The 3187-nt window shown below is 27.6% G+C and carries 2 protein-coding genes; both read left to right on the top strand.

The window, feature by feature from the left end:
- Positions 1-261: 261 nt before the first annotated feature.
- Positions 262-894 (top strand): hypothetical protein, encoded by a 633-nt coding sequence (locus CAN42_RS00010; RefSeq protein ID WP_085875018.1) that lies wholly within the window; start codon positions 262-264, stop codon positions 892-894.
- 208 nt (positions 895-1102) lie between these two features.
- A complete protein-coding gene (locus tag CAN42_RS00005; protein ID WP_085875017.1) occupies positions 1103-2974 on the top strand; it encodes an S-layer homology domain-containing protein in 1872 nt (623 codons plus the stop codon).
- Positions 2975-3187: the final 213 nt, after the last annotated feature.

Raw genomic sequence — 3187 nt, 5'->3', positions numbered from 1 at the left:
CCTTCAGGTGTATTGGGCCATTTACCTTCTCTATACAACTGTACACATTCTTTTTTGAATTCATAACTATATTTCATAAAAAATACCCTCCTTACTGGTTTGTCCAGTAAAGAGGGTACATATCAGGACCTCTTGGGAGATTTTTTTATTGGAAAAATTTATTAGGTTTAGAAATATTTGAAGTAATATAAATAATCTACCTGACTTTAAAAATTAATGATATTTAATTATTTTTAGGGTAAACTATAGGTAGGTGATATTATGAAAAGTAAAGTCGCAAAAGTTTTTGCTATTGTAATTATTCTTACAATAATTTTATTTGCAGCCATTCAAATTTATTTTTCTCCAACTCCAAATTTTAGAAGGAATAATTCTATGAACGGCGTTAAAGTAAATATTCAAGTTTCCAATGATGAGAGAAAACCAATTGTAAGGACCTTTGAGAGAAAGGAATTTGAAAGTTTACCTGAGAGTAAGGTCATGAAAGTAAGGGATAAAATTGCTGGAAGGATAGAAGGCGACATTCCTTGTATTCATTTAAATTATGATAATAAGATTTATTTTGAATTTACAAAAGATGGAAAAGTTTATGAGCCAGAAATACCTAAAATAAAAATCTTTGCCTCTGCCTCTCACTATGCTGACGATCAAAAACAGAGGGTAATAGAGGGAGAACTAGACAGACTTGATGATGGAAGGTATTTTTATGAGACTAAAAGATATAGCACTCAATTTGAAAAATATTTTCTGGAATACTTAAGGATTGAAATTTACTACACAATTGATGGTGTGGACTACCTTTCTACCTTTGGGACCTTCCAAGATAATGCTAATGATGGGACTAACTTCTTTGAAAATGAAAAATTAGAAAAGCCAATTCCACCAGAAGAATAAGACAAAAAAATTCAGAATAGATAAATTTACCTTCTTTATTGGACAATCCAGTAAGGATGGTATTTTTTGGTTATAGTTACAAAATTGATTTTTTGAAATTTTTGGGATTAAAATCATTACATTAATATAAATTATTTTAACATTTGAGCTCTGATACAATTAATATTGTTTAAATATTGTATGAATAAAGTATACTAAGGAGGAATTTATGTTAAAAAGATTTGTTGATTTATTAGTTATTGTAATATTTTTATCTATATTTAATATTAGTGTATTTGCATCTAAAGATAGTGGACTTGAAAAAGTAAATTTTTTAAAGGAAAAAGGGATAATAGATGGTTATCCAGATGGTAGTCTAGGTCTTGGAAAAAATTTAAAAAGAAGTGAGATAACGAAAATTTTAGTTTATTCACTTGGGAATAAAAATAAGGCAATTGAATTACAAGGAAAAGAAATACCTTTTAGCGATGTAGGAAAAGATTACTGGGCTAACGGTGTAATTTCTTATGCAAAGAATAATATGAACTTAATAAGTGGGTACCCAGATGGAACATTTAAAGGTGAGAATAATATCACTAATGCAGAGCTTTTAAAGATTCTAGTTTGCCAAAAAAAGAATTTAAATATAAGTGCAATAAAGAGTGCTAAGTGGCCTGATGATTGGATAAAATGGGCTGAGGAAGAAAATATATGTGGAAAAAATATTAATCCAAATGCATTCGCACTTAGAAAAGATGCTTTTCAGTTTTTGTATAATGCAATTTATTCCAATTCAGAAACTTATAAATCTAAAAATAAGGAATCCCAAAATAAGCTGCTAAATAAAAGTGAAACTAAACAATCCAGCCATAATTATAACTATTATGAAAACAATAAAAAAAGTAATAATACATTAGTAAGTGAGAATAGTTCAGAGAATCAACATGTTATTGAATTGAAGAAGATTTTAAAGTCAATTATTGATTCAAAAAAGGATGCTCTATTAGACTTAGAAGGAGTGAAGACTCCCAAAAATGAAAAATCAATTGCTGATTTAAAAGCCCTTATGGAAGAAGCTAAAATTTTGTTAAACAAAAAAGACTTATCTCCAGATGAGGTAAAAAAACTTGAAGAATTAACAAAATTTGAGGGTAAAAAATATAGAGGATCCTTTAGAAAAATTTCCAAGAATATTCTTGTTGATTTCGAAGTATTAGGTGAAAGAGATGCCAGAAATAAAAACAATGACAAGAACTATACATCTTTAAAGAATAATCAAATAAAAATTAAAACGTCTCTTAGTGATGTTAAAAAAATAGGAGACTCTGAGGAGAGATATATTAAATTAAATTATATTTCTAAAAAGGATTATGATAGCTTTGATGCAATTTCTAAATCTACACCGCAATATAAAAAACAAGAGTTAAATAAAGATCTTTATAGTGTTGAAGAAAAAGATGGAATAATAACAGTTACTATAAATGGTAAATTACCAGAAAATGTTAAAATTCTAAAGCCTATTGTTTATTTAAAATATGCTGACAATATTTATTTTGAAAATGGTGATTTAGTTTATACAAAAATCCCAATGAAAACTTTCATTAAGTTAAATATGGATGACACAACTTTTAATAAAGAAACAATAAAAGAACACCTAGAAATGGATAATGTCAAAAATGTAGAAGACATTATATTTGATGAAAAGAAAATACAAGAAGTACAAGATGCATTAGATGGTTTATCACAAGAAAAGGAAATAAAATTTAATGCTGAAGTGATATTTAATGATGGTAGAATTGGTGAATTAGAAGTGTTCGTAGAAGTTGATAAAAACGAGGAACATGAAATTGATTTTAGGGATATTTCTATAAAACAAGGAGAAGAAGTTACATTAGAAATGATTAAAAATGCAATATCGACTCCTAATTTACCAGAAATAAAAGAAATAAAAGTAGATAAAAATAAATTAAAGGATATAAAAGAGGCTGTAATTACCCCGCCTTTAGAAGAGATGACAGTATTACTGTCAGTTGATATTGATTTTGCTGATGGAACAAGCGGCAATGGTTTAATTAATATCACAATAAAAGAAGCAGATTAATAAAAATATAATTATAAAACCCCAGATTAAACCTAAAGGAGACCTACTTCTGTCGGATTTAGACAAATTTTAAAGTTCTCTTTATTAATGAACTGACCCCCAAAAGTTGGACTTAAAAACCAACTTAAGGAGGTCAGTTTTTAAATGGCAAAATACAAAACAGAATTTAAGGTTAAAGTAGTAAAAGAATATCTTGAAGGAAATGTAAGTTAC

The sequence above is a fragment of the Peptoniphilus vaginalis genome (assembly GCF_900176605.1).
In the GTDB taxonomy this organism is placed as follows: Bacteria; Bacillota; Clostridia; order Tissierellales; family Peptoniphilaceae; genus Peptoniphilus_A; species Peptoniphilus_A vaginalis.
The sequence above is the reverse complement of the archived record's forward strand: the minus strand, read 5'-3'. Positions and strand labels throughout refer to the sequence as shown.